The organism is Actinomyces sp. Z16 (assembly GCF_003111765.1).
In the GTDB taxonomy this organism is placed as follows: domain Bacteria; phylum Actinomycetota; class Actinomycetes; order Actinomycetales; family Actinomycetaceae; genus Actinomyces; species Actinomyces glycerinitolerans.
Genome location: NZ_CP027862.1, coordinates 2,638,610 through 2,657,150, shown reverse-complemented (window position 1 = coordinate 2,657,150; position 18,541 = coordinate 2,638,610). Strand labels below are relative to the sequence as shown.

Genomic DNA, 18,541 nt, shown 5'->3' with positions numbered 1-18,541 from the left:
CATGGTGGGCGCAGGCGTTTCCTGGCAAGCATGAGCCCTTCGGAAGCCCTCGCCATCAGCCCCTCGGAAGCCCCCGCCATCAGCTTCCGCGAACTGCGCATGGAGTTCCGACGCCGCCGATCCCGGCCGCTGGTCGCGCTCGACTCGCTCACCCTCGACGTGGCCCCCGGCCAGGTCTTCGGCCTGCTGGGGCCCAACGGCTCCGGGAAGACCACCTCGGTGAATCTGCTATGCGGACTGCTACGGCCCACCGGCGGCACGGTACTGGTGGAGGGCATCGACGTGCGCGACGACGTCACCGCGGTGCGGGCGCGTTTGGGCGTTGTCCCTCAGGAAACCGCCCTGTACAACGACCTGAGCGCCGATGAGAATCTTTCCTTCCACGCGCGCCTGTACGGCGTCGCCCGCGCGCAGCGCCGCACCCGCATCAACGAGGTACTCGAGCTTGTCGGGCTGGAGGAGCGTCGCGGTGACCGCGTGGGCACCTACTCCGGGGGTATGCAACGCCGGCTCGCCCTGGCTCGGGCACTGCTGACCCAGCCGAGCGTCGTCGTCCTTGACGAGCCCACGCTGGGGGTGGACGTACAGTCCCGCGCCGCCCTGTGGGAACGAGTGCGACGCATCGCCTCCGAAGGCGGCACCGTACTGCTGACCACGAACTACATGGAGGAGGCACAGGCGCTGGCGGACAACCTCGCCATCCTCGACCACGGTGCGCTGATCGCCACCGGCACCCCGGACCAACTGCGCGGACGCCTCGGCAAGACCTTCATCGACGTGCGCTGCAGCCGCCCCGATCCCGGACTCGAGCATCTGGCCGGCGTCACGGGAGTCTCCTGGCGCGACGGCGTCGCCGCGGTGGCCGCGGACGGCTCACCCGCCACCACCCGCGCCATCCTCGACTGGTTCGCCGAGCACGATCCCGGGTCCGCCCTGGTGGGGGTGCGCCGCCCCGACCTCAACGACGTGTTCCTGGACCTGACCGGCAAGGCACTGCGCGACGGGGGAGAGTCATGACCGGCGCCCGGGCCGCCGTTGCCATCGCGGTTAAGGACTGGACCAGGTTTGTGCGTCAACCCTTCCTCATGGTCATCAGCGTGGTCATCCCGCTGGTGTTCATCTTCTTCTACTCCCTGGTAATCCCCGTATCCAACAACAACCCGATCATGATCGCCGACCTGGACGGCGGTCCCGTCGCAGAGCGCCTGAGCGAGGTCATGCGCACCATCCACTCCGACGAGGGCCCCTACTACGACGTGCGCACAACCGACCCCGAAACCGCGCTGAAGGCCTTCGATGACACAGAGGCGCTCGCCGTCGTCATCATTCCCGACGGGTTCTCCCAGGCCGTCGCCGCCGGGGACGCCCGGGTGGAGCTGCGGCTGAACAACATCAACTCCGACTACTCCAAGAACCTGCGTCTGCGCCTGGACGCGGCGGTGGGCGCGCTCAATGAGGAACTGGCCGGCCCGGTGGTGGAGGTGGAGGAGACCCGCTGGCTGCCCACCGACCCCACCATGCTCGGCTACATCTCCACCAGCCTGCTCCTGTTCGGCTGCCTGTACGCCGCCATGGTCAACACCGGCCTGCAGATCGCCGCGGAGTGGAACGACCGCACCGTCAAGCACCTGCTGCTGGCGCCGCTCGGACGTGGCGCGCTCGTGGCGGGCAAGGTGATTGCGGGGCTGGGGCAGTCGCTGACATCGGTGGCTCTGGTGCTCCTGGTGCTCGTGGTCGGCTTCGACTTCCAACCCAGCGGCAGCCTGCTGGCCATGGCGGGCATCGTCGGGGTGGTGCTGCTCATGGGAGCAGGCATCGGCATGGTGGTCGGAGTCGCTTCGAAGAAGACCCTGGCGACGGCGTCGGGCCTGATCACTGCGGCGGTGGCCCTCTTCCTGGTGTCAGGGAACGAGGAGTCCATGCGCGGGCTCGCCTGGGGACAGCCGATCACCGCGCTGTGGCAGCTGTCCCGGACACTGCCCACCACCTACGCCTTCATGAGTGCCCGCTCCATCTTCCTCACCGGCGACACCTCGGATCTGGCCCGCAACCTCGCCATCGTGCTGATTTCAACGGCGGCGATTCTGGGCCTGGCCGGATGGCTGCTGCGCCGCGCCTACACCCACCTGACCGGAGGACAGTGAAACAGACCATGATGCAGAGCAGCCAGACACGCCGAATCTCGGGGCACTTGGACCGCGTGGGTGCCGTCGCCCGCAAGGATCTGCGTCAGTGGGCCCGCGACCGACAGGCCCTGGCCGGCCCCATGCTCATCCCGCTGGTGCTGATGTTCCTGTGCGGCATCCTGTTCGGCTTCGGTGGAGACGAGTGGAACATCGGACTGGTCAATGAGGGGGAGGGGCCGCACGCGGCCGCCTTCGAGGCGGAGGTTCGCGGCCTGCGCAGCAACATCAGCCCCTACTTCCGCGTGGTGACCACCGACGCCGAGCGGGCCGAGCAGTTGGTGGCCGCCGGCCGCCTGCACCTGGTGGTCACCATCCCAGCCGACTTCGATGAACGCGTCGAGGCGGGGCAGACCCCGGTACTGCACACCAGGACCTACAACATCAACACCGACATGATGAAGAACGCCCGCCTGCGGCTGAGTCGCGCAATACAGGACTACGCCGCCGCGCAGGCGCCCGGCGCCGCGCCGGTCACCGTCATCCAGACAACCACCCGCTCAGACGACGTATGGCGGCGCACCTTCATCGGACACAGCGCCGTCATCCTCGCAGTCATGGTCGGCTCCGCCCTCAACGCTGCGATCATGGTTGCGCGCGAATGGGAGCACCGCACCGTCAAGGAGGTGCGGCTCGCGCCCCGGCCCCTGGGCGATGTCACCGCCGGAACACTGGTCGCCGCCGTCATCGCCGGAGGCATCAGCACCCTGGTCACGCTGGCGGTCGCGGCGGCCGTCTTCGGGGTACGCATTCCCATGGGGCGCTTACCGGCGCTGGCGGCCCTGGCCGCATTGACCTCATTGGCGTGTGCCGGGTTCGGCGTCGCGATCGGTGCCTGGCTGCGGGACTATCGCACCGTGCAGCCACTGCTCATGATCACCTTTGCGGGATCGTTCTTCGCCTCGGGCGGCTTCTCGTCGCTCGCCACCCTGCCCCGTGCGGTGCAGACATTCGACCGCTTCTGGCCACCGGCCTACGTGTTCGAGACCATGCAGGCCCAGGCGTGGATGACCGCGCCACCATCGGCGATGCCGGCGCTGACCGGCTGCGCCGTGGCCGCCGCGGTGGGAGTTGGGCTTGGGGCGTGGGCCCTGCGTCGGCGGCTATAGGCGGGCTAGCCAGTTCGAGGGCGTGGTGTCTGACGGGTCCAATCAGCATGGATCCGCTCGACGGCTAGACGTCCGCGCCCAGGGCGGTGAGCATGGGGCGCATCTTCGCCGTGGTTTCAGCCAGTTCGTCGGCGGGCACCGACTCGGGCATGATCCCGCCACCGCCGAACACCCGCGCCGGCGCCTCCGGTCCCACCCCGCCGGGCGGCAGCGCGGCACTGCGCAGCGCGATGCACCACTCGCCCTCGCCGTGCCAGTCCACCCAGCCGACCGGACCGGCGTACCGGCCCCGGTCCATGCCCTCGACCTCGGCGATGACGCGGGCGGCCGCGGCAGTGGGGGTGCCACAAACGGCGGCGGTGGGGTGCAGCGCGCCCACCAGGGACAGCGCCCCCGTGTCCCCGGCGACCACGCCGGTGATGTCGGTGGCCAGGTGCAGTACGTTCGGCAGTGTCAGCACCCGTGGCGCGGCGGCCTCCACCACCGAGCACAAGGGCTCCAGGGATGAAAGCGCCGAGGCGCGCGCGAACTCGTGCTCGGCCCGGTTCTTCGCCGACGCCGCCAGCCACTGCGCAAGTCGCTCCGCCTCGCGCTCGCGGGTCGCCGCGTCACCCGGGTGACGGCGCGCGGTGCCTGCCAGCACCCGGCTGGCGAGGCGCCGATTCTCCAGCCGTACCAGCAGCTCCGGGGTGGCTCCCACCGTGGAATCCACGGCGAAGGTCCAGCACGACGGGTAGTTCGCCCCCAGGCGCCGCAGCAGATCACCGGTCGCCAGGGGCGCTGCCGGCCTCACCAGCAGATCCCGCGCCAGCACCACCTTGCGCGCCTCGCCGACGGCTATGCGCCGACGCACCTCCGCGACGGCGGCCAGGTAGTCGGCCTCGAGCAGTGCCCCGGCCGAGACCACGGGGGCGTCGGGGGAGGGGACATCCGTCTGGGCGGACGCCGGCGGGCGCAGCCGGGCCAGTACCTCCGCCAACTCCGGGTGCGCCTCGCCATCGGCCACGGCGGTGGTCAGCCACGCCCCGGAGTCATCCAGGCCCACGAGCACGCGCGGCACCGTCAGCACGGAGACGGCGGCGGAGGCGGGGGAGAAGGCGATGGTGCCCAGGGCCACCGGGCCGGTGCCGGGCCGCACCAGCGCGTCGCGCCACCAGGAGGCGTACACGGTGGCCCGCCAGGCGCTCCGCAGCGCCTCAATCCGATCCGGCCCCTGCGCCTCCAGCCGCAGCGCCTGCCCCCAACCGACCAGGCCGCGCCCGTGCCGCACCCAGCTGACGACATCCTCCCGCCCCGCCAGGAGGTCGAGCAGTCCCGTGCCGCCGTCGCCGCCCTCCGGGGTGATGACGCCGGCGGGCAGGGCAACGGTGCGGAAGGACAGGCGTGTCGGGGCGGTGGTGGCTCGCCACGCGGACGAAGTCGATGCGGCGGGTGCGGGGTAGGCCGAGGAGTCCGGGGCGGGCCCGGGAGCGCCCACCTCAGGCCTCCGGGGCCGTCGGCGCGGCGTCGGCGGCGTCGGCGGCGGGGATCCCCGGCTTGGTGGCGCGGTGGATGGCCACGATCCCGCCGGACAGGTTCTTGTAACCCACGCCCCGCCAGCCGGCGTCCTGGATCAGTGCGGCCAGGGCCTCCTGGTCGGGCCAGGCCAGGATCGACTCGCCCAGGTAGCCGTAGGCGTCGGCATTGGAGGACACCAGCCTCCCGGCCGCCGGCAGGGCAGTGCCCAGGTAGAAGCGGTACAGGCGCCGGAACGCCGCACGCACGGGGGTGGAGAACTCGGCGATCACCAGCCGCCCACCGGGCCGAGTCACCCGCGCCATCTCCGCCAGCGCCGCCGCCGTGTCCTGCACATTGCGCAGTCCGTAGGAGACGGTGACCACGTCGAAGTCGGCGTCGGGGAAGGGCAGGGCGGTGGCGTCGCCGACCACGAACTCGATCTCGGGGTGGCGGCGGCGTCCCTCGGCCACCATGCCGGCGGACAGGTCGCAGGCCACCACCTGTGCGCCGTCGGCCGCGTAATCGACGCTGGAGGTGCCGGTGCCGGCGGCCAGGTCCAGCACCCGCATGCCGGGGCGGGCCGCGACGGTCGCGCGCGTGACCGCGCGCCACATGCGCACCTGCCACAGGCTCATGACGTCATTAGTCAGGTCATAGCGGCGCGCGACGGCGTCGAACATGCCCGCGACCTCGCGCGGGTCCTTGGCGAGAGAGGCTCGACTCATGGGCCGATCCTCGCAGATTCCGCGGCCGCCTCCGACACGCCGGGCCGCCCGCGTCGGGGGAGTGCCGGCGCCGCCGCGTCAACGGGGACTAATTCGCAAGGCAAGGTATGTCTAAATAGGTGACCCGTGCTGCCCTCCCGGGGCCGCCCCCGAGCGCGTCGGGAACACGAAGTTCTGGGAATTCCGGGGGAAAACCGCTCGGCCCGCGCCGAGCCGCCGCCCCCTGCCTGCGGCGCCGGGAACAGTCGGTAATGTCTTCGGCGGTCCCGTCTGCCTGCAGGGCCGTGGCCGTCCGGCGGCCAGCATCCCCACCCGTACGAGCGCAAACGAAGGAGGCGCGCAGTGACGACCGAGCAGCTGAGCGCCGACGTCGTAGTCGTGGGGGCCGGTCCCGCCGGATCCTCCGCCGCCTACCACCTGGCGAAGCTCGGTTTGGACGTGCTGCTGCTCGAGCGCCACGAACTCGGCCGCGACAAGGTCTGTGGGGACGGGCTCACCCCCTCCGCCGTGCGTGAATTGGTCAACATGGGTGTGGACACCTCCACCTGGCGGCGCAACCGGGGGCTGCGCGTCATCGGCGGCGGGCATCAGCTGCATATTCCCTGGCCCGAGCAGGCCAGCCTGCCCGCCTATGCGCTGGCGCGACGCCGCAGCCAGCTGGATCGGGACCTGGCCACCCACGCCGTCGTCGCCGGCGCCCGTCTGCTCACCGGCGTCACCGCCACCGCCCCCGTCACCGGCCCCTCGGGGCGCGTCACCGGCGTGCAGGTCCGCCCCACCCCGCGCCACCCCGAGCCCGGCGTCGAGGCGCCCACCACCATCACCGCCCCGCTGATCATGGACGCCGGCGGGGTCTCCGCCCGCCTGGCCACCGCCGTCGGCCGCACCCGCGACGAGCGTCGACCGCTGGGAGTGGCCGTGCGCGCCTACTTCCGCTCCCCGCGCGCCGACGACGACTGGATGGAGTCCCGCCTGGAACTGTGGGACGGACCCGCCGGCCACTCCGACCTGCTGCCCGGTTACGGCTGGATCTGGAGCGTGGGCGACGGTCTGGTCAACGTGGGCCTGGGGTCGGTGAGCTCGACGCCGGCGGCCGCCTCCACCCGTGGCATCGACTACCGCGCCGTGTTCAAGCGCTGGCTCGCGCACGTGCCCGCATCCTGGGGCTTCACCCCCGAGAATCAGGTCGGCCGCATCGCCTCGGCCGCCCTGCCCATGGCCTTCAACCGCAAGCCCCACTACGCCGACGGGCTCATGCTGCTGGGCGACGCCGGCGGCATGGTCTCGCCCTTCAACGGGGAGGGCATCGCCCAGGCGCTCGCATCCGGGCGCCTGGCGGCCGAGGCGGCGGCCCAGGCGGCGGCGCGTCCCACGGCGTCGGGCCGTGAGCTCGCCCTGTCCCAGTACCCCGCCGCCCTGGAGGCGCAGATGGGCGGCTACTACACGCTGGGCCGCATTTTCGTGGCCCTGATCGAGCATCCCGAGGTGATGCGCGTGTGCACCCGCTACGGGCTGCCCCGCAAGCGCCTCATGCGGCTCGTCGCCAAGCTCCTGTCCGACGGCTGGGAGCGCCGCGGCGGCGACGGAATCGACCACTTCATCCAACTTCTGACAAGGATGGTGCCGGCAGCATGAACCCCTACGTCTCTCTGCTCATCATGGCGGCGGTCGCCATGGTCATCGCCATCGGTGGCCTGGTGCTGTCCGCCATCGTGAGCCCCAACCGGCGCAACCGGGTCAAGGTCGCCAACTACGAGTGCGGCATCGACCCCACCCCGACCAACACCGACCACGGGCGCTTCCCGGTGGCCTTCTACCTGGTCGGCATGACCTTCATCATCTTCGACGTCGAGGTCGTCTTCCTCTACCCCTGGGCCACCGCCTTCGCGCAACTGGGCTTCTTCGGGTTGAGCGCCGCCCTCGTCTTCATCGCCCTGATCACGGTGCCCTACGTCCTCGAGTGGCGCCGTGGCGGCCTGGACTGGGAGTAAGGAGTAACCCCTCATGGACATGCACGAGTACCGGGAGAAGATGCTCCACATCCCTTCCAAGCGGGATGACCCGTACGCCCAGGCGCTGGAAAGCGTCGAGGGCCCCGGCTTCATGCTCACCACGGTGGAGAAACTCGCCGACCTGGCGCAGGCGCGCTCGCTGTGGCCGGTGACCATGGGCCTGGCCTGCTGCGCCATCGAGATGATGGCCACCGGCACGCCCCGCTTCGACATGGCCCGTTTCGGCTGGGAGGTCTTCCGCGCCTCCCCGCGCCACTCCGACGTCATGATCGTCTCCGGCCGCGTCTCCCACAAGATGGCGCCGGTGGTGCGCAACGTCTACGACTCCATGCCCGAGCCCAAGTGGGTCATCTCCATGGGGGCCTGCGCCTCTTCCGGCGGCGTGTTCAACAACTACGCCGTGGTCCAGGGCGCCGACCACATCGTGCCGGTAGACATCTACCTGCCCGGCTGCCCGCCCCGCCCCGAGATGCTCCTGAACGCCATGCTCGAGCTCACCCGCCAGATCGAGCGCAAGCCGATCTTCGCCCACCGCGAGGAGATCGCCCGCGCCGTCGAGGCCGCCGCCCTCAAGGCCACCCCCACCGCCGAGATGAAGGGGCTGCTCGCATGAGCACCGACAACGCCGCGAACCCCACAGCCGAGCCCGACGCCGTCGCCGAGACCGCCCCCGCCGTCCCGGAGATCGCCGGCAAGCCGGTGCGCGAGGAACTGCGCCTGGAGGTCATCGGTGCCCACACCGGCCAGTTCGGCGCCGCCGACGCCGGCGACACCACCGGCTACGGCGACACCACCAGCGTGGTCGCCCTCGCGCCCGCCGCCACCCGCCCCTACGGGGGGTGGTTCGACGACGTCGTCGACGCCCTGATCGAGGACCTCACCGAGGCGGGGGTCGAGCCGGCCGCCGCCATCGAGAAGGTCGTCGTCGAGCACGACGAGCTGACCGTGTTCGTCACCCGCGAGCACCTGCTGGACGTGGCCCGCCCCCTGCGTGACGACCAGGACCTGCGCTTCGAGCTGTGCCTGGGCGTCACCGGCGTGCACTACCCGGGCGACGCCGGCCGCGAGCTGCACGCCTGCTACGAACTGATCTCCCTGACCCACGGCGCCCGCGCCCTGCGCCTGGAGGTCACCTGCCCCGCCTCCGACCCGCACGTGCCCTCGCTCGTGCCGGTGTACCCGGGCAATGACTGGCACGAGCGCGAGGCCTGGGACCTGATGGGCATCGTCTTCGACGGCCACCCCAACCTGACGCGCTCGGCCATGCCCGACGACTGGGTCGGGCACCCCCAGCGCAAGGACTACCCCCTCGGCGGCATCCCCGTCGAGTACAAGGGCGCCTCAACCGCCACCGCCGACACCCGGAGGTCGTACCGCTGATGAGCAACATGCACGCCACCGGCCCCGCCACCGACTCCCTCGCCGACGGCGCCCCCCAGTTCACCGCCAACGGCGGCGACTGGGACGACATCGCCGCCCAGATCGCCGCCCGTGATGAGGAGGACCGCCTCCAGCACGACCGCGTCGTGGTCAACATGGGCCCGATCCACCCCTCCACCCACGGGGTGCTGCGCCTGCTGCTGGAGACGGACGGGGAGACGGTCACCGAGCTGCGCGCCGGCACCGGCTTCCTGCACACCGGCATCGAGAAGAACATGGAGTACCGCACCTGGGTGCAGGGGGAGACCTTCGTAACCCGCATGGACTACGTGGCCCCCTTCTTCCAGGAGGTCGGCTACGCCCTGGCGGTGGAGAAACTCCTGGGCATCACCGACGACGTCCCCGAGAAGGCGACCGTCGCCCGCGTGGTGCTCATGGAACTCAACCGGATCGCCAGCCACGTGGTGGCCATCGGCTCGGCCGGCAACGAGATGGGCGGCACCACGCTGATGACCATCTCCTTCCGCTGCCGCGAGAACATCCTGCGCGCCTTCGAAATGGCCACCGGGCTGCGCATGAACCACGCCTACGTGCGCCCCGGCGGCCTGGCCCAGGACCTGCCGGAGGGATTCACCGACTTCGTCCGCTCGGTCATGCCCAACATCAAGAACGACCTGGGCGAGCTGGAATCCCTGCTCATGGCCAACCCGATTCTGAAGTCCCGGTTCGTGGGCATCGGCGAGATGAGCCTCGCCGCCGCCATGGCCATGGGCCTGACCGGCCCGTGCGTGAAGGCGGCCGGCTACCCGCTGGACATGCGCAAGCTGCGCCCCTACTGCGGGTATGAGACCTACGACTTCGAGGTCCCCGTCTACGACAACTCCGACTGCTACAACCGGCTGCGGGTCCGCTTCGACGAGTGCTACCAGTCGCTCAAGATCGTCTCCCAGGCGCTGGACCGGCTCGACGAGATCGCCGCCCGCGGCGACGATCCGTCCAACACCGTCATGGTCGCGGACCCGACCATCGCCTGGCCGGCCCGCATGGCCATCGCCACCGACGGGCAGGGCCAGTCCCTGGAGCACGTCAAGGAGATCATGGGCACCTCCATGGAGTCCCTGATCCACCACTTCAAGCTCGTCACCCAGGGGTTCCGGGTACCGGCCGGGCAGGTGTACCAGACCGTTGAGCACGCCAAGGGCGTCCTCGGCATCCAGGCCGTCTCCGACGGCGGCACCCGCCCCTACCGGGTCCACTTCCGCGACCCCTCCTACTCCAACCTGCAATCGCTGGCCATGATGTGCGAGGGCGGCATGATCGCCGACGTCGTCGCCTCACTGTCCTCGATCGACCCCGTCCTGGGAGGCGTGGACCGCTAATGAGCACCCTTGAGAACACCCCCGCCCCGGCCGACGCCGCCGGCATCGCCCTCGGTTACGCCCCCGACGTGGCCGCGCAGCTGGACGCCGACATCGCCGAGATCATGTCCCGCTACCCGGCCGGGCATGAGCGCAGCGCCATCATCCCCATGCTGCACCTGATGCAGAGCGTGGACGGCTATGTATCCCCGGCCGGCATCGCCCTGGTCGCCCAGAAGCTGGGGCTGACCCGCTCCGAGGTGTCCGCCGTCGCCACCTTCTACAGCCAGTTCCGCCGTCACCCCGCCGGCGAGTACCACGTGGGCGTGTGCACCAACGCGCTGTGCGCCGTCATGGGCGGCGACGACGTCTGGCAGGCCGTCAGCGAGCACACCGGCCTGGGCAGCGACGAGACCAGCGCGGACGGCCGCATCAGCCTGGAGCGGGTGGAGTGCAACGCCGCCTGCGACTACGCCCCCGTGGTGATGGTCAACTGGGAGTTCTTCGACAACCAGACCCCCGCCTCCGCCGTGGACCTGGTTGAGCGGCTCGAACGCGGCGAGGACATCACCCCCACCCGCGGCCCGGAGACCGTGCCCACCTTCCGGGAGAACGAGCGGCTGCTGGCCGGCTTCGACGACGGCCGCGCCGACGAGGGCATTGCCGCCGGCGAGTCCAGCCTGCGCGGTCTGCGCCTGGCTCGCGAGCACGACTGGACCGCTCCCCGCGAGCAGCCCGCCGCCGAGGCGGCCCACACCGACGCACCCACTCAGGAGGAGGACAAGTGAGCGAGCAGACTCCCGGCTCCGCGGAGCCGACCTTCACCGCCCCGGGCACCCTCACCCCGGTCGTCACCGACATGTGGGACAAGCAGCGCTCCTGGACGTTGGACGCCTACCGGGACGCCGGCGGCTACCAGGGCCTGGCCCGCGCCAAGACCATGAGCGCCGGTGAGCTGGTCGACCTGGTCAAGGCCTCCAACCTGCGCGGCCGCGGCGGCGCCGGCTTCCCCACGGGCCTGAAGTGGTCCTTCCTGCCCGCCCCGGATGGCCTGCCCCGTTACCTGGTGGTCAACGCCGACGAGTCCGAGCCCGGCACCTGCAAGGACATGCCCACGCTGATGGCCAACCCCCACGCCCTTGTCGAGGGCGTCGCCATCACCTCCCGCGCCATCGGCGCCGACCGCGCCTTCGTATACGTGCGCGGCGAGGTCGCCCACGCCTACCGGCGACTGCTGCACGCCATCCACGACGCCACCGACGCCGGCCTGCTCGACGACGGCTTCGGCCTGGACGGCCAGCAGCCGCTGAAGATCGTGGCGCACGCCGGCGCCGGCGCCTACATCTGCGGTGAGGAGACGGCACTGCTGGACTCCCTGGAGGGACGGCGCGGCCACCCGCGCCTGCGGCCCCCCTTCCCGGCCGTGCAGGGCCTGTACGCCCGTCCCACGGTCATCAACAACGTGGAGACGATCTCCTCCGTGCCCGGGGTGCTGACCCGCGGGGCCGCCTGGTACTCCTCCATGGGCACCGAGCGTTCCAAGGGACACGGCCTGTTCTCCGTGACCGGGCACGTGGTAAACCCCGGCCAGTTCGAGGCCCCCTTCGGCATCACCATGCGCGAGCTGATCGAGCTGGCCGGGGGCATGCGGCCCGGCCACAAGCTGAAGTTCTGGGTGCCGGGCGGCTCCTCCACCCCCATCTTCGGTCCCGAGGAGTTGGACGTCCCGCTCGACTACGAGTCCGTAATCGGTGCCGGCTCCCTGCTGGGCACCCGCGCCCTGCAGGTCTTCGACGACACCGTTTCGGTGGTGCGGGTGGTGTCCCGCTGGACCGAGTTCTACCAGCACGAGTCCTGCGGCAAGTGCACCCCCTGCCGCGAGGGCACCTACTGGATGCGGCAGATCATGACCCGCCTGGAGGCCGGGCAGGGCCGGCCCGGTGATGTGGAGAAGCTGGAGGACATCGCCGCCAACATCTCCGGCCGCTCGTTCTGCGCCCTCGGGGACGCCGCCGCCACCCCGATCGCGTCGGGCATCAAGCGTTTCCGCAGCGAGTTCGAGGCCGGCTACACCACTCCCGCTGCCGAGCTGTTCCCGCCGGCGGCCTCCTCCATTGTCAACAGCCAGGCTCAGAGCGGACGGTGACCAGATGACTGACACGGTCAACATCACGATCGACGGCACGCACCTCGAGGTTGAGAAGGGCACTCCGATCATCCGTGCCGCCGAGCGGGCCGGCGTGCGCATCCCGCGCTTCTGCGACCACCCGCTGCTGTCGCCGTCGGCGAACTGCCGCCAGTGCCTGGTGGAGGTGGCCGCGCCCGGCCGCGACGGCGTGGTCCGCCCCATGCCCAAGCCCCAGCCCGCCTGCGCCACCGCCGTCTCCGACGGCATGGAGGTCTCCACCCAGGCCACCAGCCCGATGGCCGCCAAGGCGCAGGCCGGCAACATGGAGTTCCTCCTGATCAACCACCCGCTGGACTGCCCGGTGTGCGACAAGGGCGGCGAGTGCCCCCTGCAGAACCAGGCGCTGGAACTCATGGCGACCGGCGCCCAGGCGGTCACCCGTTTCACCGACGTCAAGCGCACCTTCCCCAAGCCGCTGCGCCTGACCAGCAACATTCTGCTGGACCGCGACCGCTGCATCCTGTGCCAGCGCTGCGTGCGCTTCGCCGACCAGATCGCCGGCGACCGCTTCATCACCCTGCAGGGGCGCGGCGCCGGCCACGCGGGCGGCGAGATCACCGGCGGGCTCTACTCCGAGCAGATCGGGCGCTTCGACGCCGGCGTGCTCGACTTCTACAACCCCGAAGCCACCGCGCCCACCCAGACCGTGCGCGGCGGCGAGCACCTGGTGACCGAGGACGACCTCACCGGCCCGGGCGGGCAGCCCGGCGTCGTCGACGGCACCGTCTACGGGCCCGGCACGCTCGGCGGGGCCGAGGAGCTGGACGTCTCCGGGCGCCCCTTCGCCTCCTACTTCTCCGGCAACATCATCCAGATCTGCCCGGTGGGCGCCCTGACCAGCGCCCGCTACCGGTTCCGGGCCCGCCCCGACGACCTGGTGTCCACCGACACGGTCACCGAGCACGACGCCTCCGGCTCCGCCCTGCGCGTGGACATGCGCCGCGGCGTGGTGCTGCGCCGACTTGCCGGCAACGACCCGGAGGTCAACGAGGAGTGGATCACCGACAAGGACCGCTTCGCCTTCCCCTGGTCCACCCTGGAGGACCGGCTGGACGTGCCGCTCGTGCGTGACGAGAACACCGGTGAGCTGGTGCCCACCTCCTGGTCCGACGCCCTGGACGTGGCCGCCCGCGGCCTGACCGCCGCCCGCGCCGACGGCGGGGTGGGGCTCCTGCCGGGCGCCCGCCTGACCCTGGAGGACGGCTGGGCCTGGTCCCGGTTCGCCCGCACCGTGCTGGGCACCAACGACATCGATCAGCGCGTGCGCGACCATTCCCCCGAGGAGGACTCCTTCCTCGCCGCCCGCGTGGCCGGCACCGGCCTGGGCGCGGTCACCTACCGGTCGCTGGAGAGCGCCGGCCAGGTGCTGCTGATCGCCCTGGAGCCCGAGGACGAATGCGGCTCGCTGTTCCTGCGGCTGCGCAAGGGGGTGCGCGCCGGGGGCGTCAAGGTCGCCACCGTCGCGAACCTCGCCTCGGCCGGCTCGCGCAAGCTCGACGCCGATGTCATCCTCGCCGCCCCCGGCACCGAGGCCCGCGCCGTCGCCCTGCTGTCCCAGACCCACCCGGAGCTGACCCGGGCCCTGGGGGAGGACGGCGCCACCATCCTGGTGGGGGAGCGGGCCGCCGCCGTACCCGGCCTGCTGTCCGTGGTGGACACGCTCGCCAAAGCCACCGGCGCCCGCCTGGCCTGGGTGCCGCGCCGCGCCGGTGAGCGCGGCGGCATCGAGGCCGGCCTGCTGCCGCACCTGCTGCCCGGCGGCCGCCCCGTCGCCGACCCCGCCGCCCGCGCCGAGGTCCAGCAGCTGTGGGCGCCCGGCGGCGGCCTGAACGCCCCCGACCCGCTGCCCGCGCAGCCGGGCCGTGACGCCACCGCCATCCTGGACGCCCTCGCCGACGGCGAGCTCGGCGGCGTCGTGATCGGCGGCGTCGACCTGCGCGACTTCCCCGACCCGGGCCTGGCCCGCACCGCCCTGGCCGCCTCCGGCTTCACCGTGCAGTTGGAGGTGCGCCGCAGCGAAGTCAGCGAGCACGCCGACGTGGTGCTGCCGGTGGCGCCGCCCGTGGAGAAGAACGGCACCTTCGTCAACTGGGAGGGGCGCGTGCGCCCCTTCGGGCAGGCCCACGTCTCCCGCGCCCGCACCGACCGGCAGGTGCTGGCCGCACTTGCCGCCGAGATGGGCACCGACCTGGGGGTGGACACGCTGGAGGACGTGCACGCGCAGGTGGCCGCGCTGGGCCTATGGGCCGGAGCGCGTCCAAGCGTAACCTTCAGCCCGCAGGCGCAGTCCGCCCCGGCCGCGACGGAGGCGGCGGACCAGCCGGGCCGCTCCACGGTCTCCGGCCTGGACGCCGTCCTGGCCACCCACAAGCCGATGCTCGACTCCGGCCGCCTGCAGGACGGTGAGCCCTTCCTGGCCGCCACCGCCCTGCGCCCCGTCGCCCGCGTGGGCGTCGACCTGGCCGCCCGCCTGCACCTGACCGGCGGCGAAAGCGTCGCCGTGACCGGCCCGGCCGGCACCATCACGCTGCCTGCCGCCATCGGCAACGTCCCCGACGGAACCGTCTGGCTGCCGGAGTGCTCGCCCGGCTCCACGGTCCGCCAGAGCCTCGGTGTCGGCCACGGCGCCGGCGTCTCCCTCTCGCTCACCACTGTGGACAGCCCGGAGGTGGCCCAGTGAATCCGCTCAGTGTTTCCGCTATCCCCGCCGCCCTGCCGGCGGCACTCGCCGCCCAGGGGGGTGTGGTGGCCGACTTCTCCGACGAGACCTGGTGGCTGACCCTCATCAAGGCCGTCTTCATCATCGTCTTCCTGATCCTCAGCGTGATCGTCGCGATCTGGGCCGAGCGCCGCATCCTGGGGCGCATCCAGACCCGCCCCGGCCCGAACGTCAACGGTCCGCTCGGCCTGCCGCAGCTGATCGCCGACGCCGCCAAGCTGATCATGAAGGAGGACTTCTGGCTCAAGGGCGCCGAGAAGTTCATCTACGTCCTGGGGCCGGTCATCGCCGCCTTCACCGCCTTCATGATCTACGCGGTCATCCCCTTCGGGCCGCAGGTGAGCATGTTCGGCCACTCCACCCCGCTGCAGCTGACGGACTTCCCCGTCGCCATCCTGTACGTGCTGGCCATCACCGGCTTCGGCGTGTACGGCATCATCCTCGGCGGCTGGTCCACGCACTCCACCTACCCGCTGTTCGGCGCCGTCCGCTCGGCCGCCCAGGTCATCTCCTACGAGCTGAGCATGAGCCTGTCGATCCTGACGGTCTTCCTGGCCTCGGGCACCATGTCCACCTCCGGGATCGTCGCCGCCCAGGAGCGCCTGTGGTGGGGACTGGCCATGATCCCCAGCCTGCTGATCTATCTGGTCTCCATGGTCGGAGAGCTCAACCGGCTGCCCTTCGACCTGCCCGAGGGCGAGGGCGAGCTCGTCGCCGGGCACATGGTGGAGTACTCCTCGATGAAGTTCGCCTGGTACTACCTGGGCGAGTACCTGAACATGCTCAACGTCTCGGCCGTGTGCACCACCCTGTTCCTGGGCGGGTGGCGCTCCTTCATCCTGGCCAGCTTCTGGGACGGCGCCAACTCCGGCTGGTGGCCGATGCTGTGGTTCCTGGCCAAGGTGTGGTGCGTGATGTTCCTGCTCATCTGGACCCGCGGCACACTGGTGCGCATCCGCTACGACCACTTCATGAAGCTCGGCTGGAAGTTCCTCATCCCCGTCTCCCTGGTGTGGTTCGTACTGGTTGCGATCGTCCAGGGCTACCGGGCCTTCTCCGGCGGCTCCACTCAGGGGCTGCTGCTCGTGCTGGCCGCCATCTTCCTGGTGGCCATGATCATCCTGCTGGTCCTGCCCGAGGGGGAGGAAGAGGAAGAGGCAACCACCGCCGCTGCCGGCGTGGACATCACCGTGCCGGGTGAGGAACTGGACGCCTTCGCCGGCGGCTTCCCCGTCCCGCCGCTGCCCGGCCAGCAGCTGCCGCCCTCGCCGCGTTCCCGCCGTGCCGCGCAGACGGCCGCCCCCGTGCGCGACGCCGCCAGTGACCTGGCGATTGCGGGCGCCACGACCACCGACTCCGACGTCACCGTTCAGGAGGAAACCGATGACTGACCCCACACCCCAGGCCCCCCGGGGTCGGGAGGACACCGACCACGACCAGTGGCTGCGCGACGAGCCCAGCGCCCTGGGACGCGTGTTCGCCCCCGTCGCCGGCTACGGGGTGACGCTCTCCTCCATCTTCAAGCCCACGGTCACCGAGCTGTACCCCTTCGAGAAGCCGGTGCTCATGCCCCGCTACCACGGGCGGCACCAGCTCAACCGGTACGACGACGGCCTGGAGAAGTGCGTCGGCTGCGAGCTGTGCGCCTGGGCCTGCCCCGCCGACGCCATCTACGTGGAGGCCGCCAGCAACACCCCCGAGGCGCAGTACTCGCCCGGCGAGCGCTACGGGCGCGTCTACCAGATCAACTACCTGCGCTGCATCTTCTGCGGCATGTGCATCGAGGCCTGCCCCACCCGCGCGCTGACCATGACCCACGAGATCGACGAACTGGTCGGCCCCAACCGCACCGGCCTGATCTACGAGAAGCAGGACCTGCTGGCGCCCGTCCCCGACGGCGCCCTGGCCGCCCCCCACCCCATGGTCGAGGGCACCGAGGACGCCGACTACTACCGCGGCGCCATCACCGGCCCCACCCAGGGCCAGGTCGACTGGGTGCGCGCACACCGCCCCGACGACCCGACGCTCGCCACCGCCCGCCCGGTCCCCGCGCCCCGGAAGGAGGCGGTGCACTCATGACGCCCGCCATTGCGGCCGCATCCGCCCTGCCCGCCACGCTCACCGCCTCCGGCACCGTCTCGGGCGGCGAGGCGATCCTGTTCGCCGTCGTCGCCCTGCTCACCGTCGGCTGCGGCATCGGCCTGTTGACCGCCAGGCGGGCCGTGATCGCCGCCGTGAGCATGATCATGATCATGCTCGGCCTGGCGGTGCTGTACATCGCCGGCGAGGCGCCCTTCCTGGGCATCACCCAGGTGGTCGTCTACACCGGCGCCGTCATGACCCTGGTGCTGTTCGTCATCATGCTGGTCGGCGTGGGCGGGGACGAGCCCATCGCCGCCCACTCCACCGCCACGAAGGGCCTGGCCGCCCTCTTCGGCGCCGGCCTGATCGTGGTGCTCTCCGCTGTCGTGTGGCGCACCGTCTTCCCGGCCGCCACCGGCCTGGCCGACGGCGACGCCGCCACCCCCCAGACGCTGGCCGCCGTGCTGTTCGGCGACCACGTCGTCACCATGGAGCTGACCGGCCTCCTGCTGATCATCGCCGCCGTCGGGGCGCTGACCCTGACCCACCGGCAGCGCGTGCGCCCCCGCCTGACCCAGCGCGACCGGGTGGAAGCCAAGATGCGCGCCTACGCCGAAACCGGCGCGCACCCCGGCCAGAAGCCCATGCCCGGCGTCTATGCCGCCACCAACACCGCCGCCGCCCCCGCCCTGGCCGCCTCCGGCGAGGCCCTGGAGGAGTCCATTCCCCGGGTGCTGCGCGTGCGCGGGCAGGACCTGGAACTGTCCGACGTCTCCCCGGAGATGGGCGCGGCCCAGCGTGCCGGCCGGATCACCAGCCGCGAGGACGCGAGCGTGGGCCGCTCCGGCATGCCGGCGATGCCCGGCGCGCCCGCCCCGGACGTCGTCCAACCCCTGGCCCCGGCCGAGGCGCCGGCGGACGTCGCCGACGAACCGGCAGACCCGGCCGCCCCGGCCCAGAAGGAGGAGCACAAGTGAGCGTCCCCATCACCGCCTACGTCGTGCTGGCCGGGGTGCTGTTCACCCTCGGCGCCCTGACCGTGCTGCTGCGACGCAACGCCATCATCGAGCTGATGGGCGTGGAGCTCATGCTCAACGCCGTCAACCTGGTCCTGGTCACCTTCTCCCGCCTGTACGGGGACCTGACCGGGCAGGTGTTCGCCTTCTTCGTCATGGTGGTGGCCGCCGCCGAGGTCGTGGTCGGGCTGAGCATCATCGTGTCCATCTTCCGCACCCGCAGGTCCACGTCCGTCGACGACTTGAACCTGCTCAAGCACTGAAGGAGCCCG

Annotated in this window: 17 protein-coding genes; 15 read left to right on the top strand and 2 right to left on the bottom strand. The window is 71.4% G+C overall.

Features of this window, described 5'->3' with window-relative positions; all coding sequences use genetic code 11:
- Nucleotides 1-30 precede the first annotated feature (30 nt).
- From C3B71_RS11085 to C3B71_RS11075, 3 genes are read left to right on the top strand one after another with little or no spacing between them, the layout of a single operon-like run.
- Nucleotides 31-1,017 carry an ABC transporter ATP-binding protein gene (locus C3B71_RS11085; RefSeq protein WP_073330954.1) on the top strand — a complete coding sequence of 329 codons (987 nt, stop codon included), beginning with the start codon at nt 31-33 and terminating at the stop codon, nt 1,015-1,017.
- A complete protein-coding gene (locus tag C3B71_RS11080; RefSeq protein ID WP_108968065.1) occupies nt 1,014-2,144 on the top strand; it encodes an ABC transporter permease in 1,131 nt (376 codons plus the stop codon). Before C3B71_RS11085 ends, C3B71_RS11080 begins: the two co-directional genes overlap by 4 nt.
- 8 nt (nt 2,145-2,152) lie before the next feature.
- Nucleotides 2,153-3,292, top strand: a complete 1,140-nt coding sequence (locus C3B71_RS11075; RefSeq protein ID WP_159097678.1) for an ABC transporter permease — start codon at nt 2,153-2,155, stop codon at nt 3,290-3,292.
- 64 nt (nt 3,293-3,356) lie between these two features.
- Here the strand turns inward: C3B71_RS11075 and C3B71_RS11070 are convergent, their stop codons facing one another.
- Nucleotides 3,357-4,769 (bottom strand): isochorismate synthase MenF, encoded by a 1,413-nt coding sequence (locus C3B71_RS11070; protein ID WP_396027129.1) that lies wholly within the window; start codon nt 4,767-4,769, stop codon nt 3,357-3,359.
- 1 nt (nt 4,770) lies between these two features.
- Nucleotides 4,771-5,514 carry a demethylmenaquinone methyltransferase gene (locus C3B71_RS11065; protein ID WP_108968063.1) on the bottom strand — a complete coding sequence of 248 codons (744 nt, stop codon included), beginning with the start codon at nt 5,512-5,514 and terminating at the stop codon, nt 4,771-4,773.
- 342 nt (nt 5,515-5,856) lie between these two features.
- On the opposite strand from C3B71_RS11065, the gene C3B71_RS11060 reads away from it, so the two are divergent.
- The 12 genes from C3B71_RS11060 (at nt 5,857) to nuoK (ending at nt 18,532) form a co-directional block, all read left to right on the top strand.
- Entirely contained in the window at nt 5,857-7,149 is a 1,293-nt protein-coding gene (locus C3B71_RS11060) for a geranylgeranyl reductase family protein (RefSeq protein ID WP_073330943.1), read from the top strand.
- Nucleotides 7,146-7,505, top strand: coding sequence for an NADH-quinone oxidoreductase subunit A (gene ndhC, locus C3B71_RS11055; RefSeq protein ID WP_073330941.1), 360 nt, complete (start codon nt 7,146-7,148; stop codon nt 7,503-7,505). Before C3B71_RS11060 ends, ndhC begins: the two co-directional genes overlap by 4 nt.
- 13 nt (nt 7,506-7,518) lie before the next feature.
- On the top strand, nt 7,519-8,139 hold the full coding sequence (locus C3B71_RS11050; RefSeq protein ID WP_073330938.1) for an NADH-quinone oxidoreductase subunit B: 621 nt from the start codon (nt 7,519-7,521) through the stop codon (nt 8,137-8,139).
- Nucleotides 8,136-8,906 carry an NADH-quinone oxidoreductase subunit C gene (locus C3B71_RS11045; RefSeq protein ID WP_108968061.1) on the top strand — a complete coding sequence of 257 codons (771 nt, stop codon included), beginning with the start codon at nt 8,136-8,138 and terminating at the stop codon, nt 8,904-8,906. Before C3B71_RS11050 ends, C3B71_RS11045 begins: the two co-directional genes overlap by 4 nt.
- A gap of 8 nt (nt 8,907-8,914) precedes the next feature.
- Entirely contained in the window at nt 8,915-10,285 is a 1,371-nt protein-coding gene (locus C3B71_RS11040) for an NADH-quinone oxidoreductase subunit D (protein WP_083565836.1), read from the top strand.
- On the top strand, nt 10,285-11,052 hold the full coding sequence (nuoE, locus tag C3B71_RS11035) for an NADH-quinone oxidoreductase subunit NuoE (protein ID WP_108968059.1): 768 nt from the start codon (nt 10,285-10,287) through the stop codon (nt 11,050-11,052). The genes C3B71_RS11040 and nuoE overlap by 1 nt, the downstream gene beginning before the upstream one ends.
- A gap of 71 nt (nt 11,053-11,123) precedes the next feature.
- Nucleotides 11,124-12,410 (top strand): NADH-quinone oxidoreductase subunit NuoF, encoded by a 1,287-nt coding sequence (gene nuoF / locus C3B71_RS11030; protein ID WP_073331395.1) that lies wholly within the window; start codon nt 11,124-11,126, stop codon nt 12,408-12,410.
- Nucleotides 12,411-12,414: 4 nt separating this feature from the next.
- On the top strand, nt 12,415-15,132 hold the full coding sequence (locus tag C3B71_RS11025; protein ID WP_108968056.1) for an NADH-quinone oxidoreductase subunit G: 2,718 nt from the start codon (nt 12,415-12,417) through the stop codon (nt 15,130-15,132).
- The gene (gene nuoH / locus C3B71_RS11020) at nt 15,129-16,562 is read left to right on the top strand and encodes an NADH-quinone oxidoreductase subunit NuoH (RefSeq protein ID WP_073330923.1); all 1,434 of its coding nucleotides are present in this window, start codon (nt 15,129-15,131) and stop codon (nt 16,560-16,562) included. The genes C3B71_RS11025 and nuoH overlap by 4 nt, the downstream gene beginning before the upstream one ends.
- The gene (nuoI, locus tag C3B71_RS11015) at nt 16,555-17,250 is read left to right on the top strand and encodes an NADH-quinone oxidoreductase subunit NuoI (protein ID WP_108968055.1); all 696 of its coding nucleotides are present in this window, start codon (nt 16,555-16,557) and stop codon (nt 17,248-17,250) included. The genes nuoH and nuoI overlap by 8 nt, the downstream gene beginning before the upstream one ends.
- Nucleotides 17,247-18,230 carry an NADH-quinone oxidoreductase subunit J gene (locus C3B71_RS11010; RefSeq protein ID WP_108968053.1) on the top strand — a complete coding sequence of 328 codons (984 nt, stop codon included), beginning with the start codon at nt 17,247-17,249 and terminating at the stop codon, nt 18,228-18,230. Before nuoI ends, C3B71_RS11010 begins: the two co-directional genes overlap by 4 nt.
- Nucleotides 18,227-18,532, top strand: coding sequence for an NADH-quinone oxidoreductase subunit NuoK (gene nuoK / locus C3B71_RS11005; protein WP_073330915.1), 306 nt, complete (start codon nt 18,227-18,229; stop codon nt 18,530-18,532). Before C3B71_RS11010 ends, nuoK begins: the two co-directional genes overlap by 4 nt.
- Nucleotides 18,533-18,541 lie beyond the last annotated feature (9 nt).